General features: G+C 42.8%; 1 protein-coding gene. It reads left to right on the plus strand.

Translation table 11 applies throughout. The annotated features are described in order from the left end of the window. Nucleotides 1–591: 591 nt before the first annotated feature. Nucleotides 592–1,653 (plus strand): IS110 family transposase (locus ACQKOG_RS27085; protein WP_427448592.1); only part of this gene is annotated, 1,062 nt, incomplete at its 3' end.

Genomic DNA, 1,653 nt, shown 5'->3' on the forward strand with positions numbered 1-1,653 from the left:
CCTCGTATATTAGTAGTAAGAGCTCTTTCCGATAGAATTTCCAGTTGATCCGGACAACTGGGGAATCTGTTGGATTTCCTATAGGAGATAGTCGCCTTTTGGCTCCCTCACTCTTTTTTTATGTTTTACCTGTTTGACCCTGGTTTACACGAGGGACCAAAAGGAAACTTCCATTTTAACCATTCAAAATAGTATAGCTAACAGGTGCTTACCTGCTTATTTGTGTTATCCAATTTTATATCGTTTGGGCGAAGGATGGAGGAGGCTCCATTTTAGTACTTCGTCCTTTTTTTATTTCAGCTTTTATTTCACTCAGACTGTGCCCATGAGACAATGGAACGGACAAGGTTGACGCAGGAAATAGCTATTCCCCCTTGCGGGCACTTTTTGTGCACTGCTTAAAAAGCCTGCTACCCATCGTTCATTATTGAAGGTCTAACCACTGGCTGCGACGTTGTTGGAGAAGAGAGTGTAGCGCTCATTATGGTCTTCTTCACTTTGATTGCTCATCACGAGGCAGACATCGATGATTCGACTGGGCACCCAGGTCTGAGACAATCTTGATTATTCCCACTATAGGAGGTGATTGGCATGTCACAAATGCTAGTCGGTATCGACGTGAGTATGCGCTCCCATCATGTCCAATTCATGCATGGCGAGGGTCATTCGCTTGCTGATTTTTCTGTTTCTAATGATGTAGAAGGTGCGAACACCTTGATTCAAAAGCTTTTAAAAACAGCGGAAAAGAATCAGCTCACACAATTAAAAATTGGGATGGAGTCAACGGACCAATATAGTTGGCATCTAGCCCATTATTTGAAAAATCAATTACAGGGCTATGCACCCTTGTTTCAAACAGCGGTGTTTATGCTCAATGCTCGAAAAGTAGCACGCTTTAAAAAAGGCTACGATACGTTACCGAAAAACGACCGGATTGATGCCTGGGTTATTGCGGATCATCTACGCTTTGGACGTTTGCCATATGAAATGCAAGAAACTCTTCAACACGAGGCACTTCGCCGTTTAACACGTACACGATTTCACATGATGCATGAAATTGCGCGTAATAAAACGTACATGATGAATCAACTGTTTTTAAAATTTAGTGGCTTACGCCAAGATAACCCGTTCTCTAACACATTTGGTACGACGAGTTTAGCCGTCATTGAAGAGCTCGACCCTGAAATGATTGCAGAAATGCCACTAGAAGAGCTTGTAGAGTTCTTACAAGATAAGGGCAAGAATCGTTTTGCGGAACCAGAAGAAATCGCAAAATATCTTCAAAAGCTGGCACGCAACTCCTATCGTCTAGACAAGATGATGGCGGATCCCGTGAATTTATCGCTATCTGTGATTTTAAGTACGATTCGCCATATGGAAGCCCAAGTCAAGCGCTTAGATAAAGAAATCGAGCGCATGATGAAAGGATTCACCCAAACATTAACATCGGTAAAAGGCATCGGACCCGTGTACGCAGCGGGATTACTCTCTGAAATTGGTGACATTAAGCGTTTTGATGATCATCACGCTTTAGCGAAATACGCAGGACTTGTATGGTCACAATATCAATCAGGTGAGTATGAATCAGAAAACACCCATCGTGTGCGAACCGGGAATAAGTATTTACGCTACTATCTCGTTCAAGCCGCTGAT

It is taken from the genome of Lysinibacillus sp. NPDC093216, from assembly GCF_050280325.1.
GTDB lineage: Bacteria > Bacillota > Bacilli > Bacillales_A > Planococcaceae > Lysinibacillus.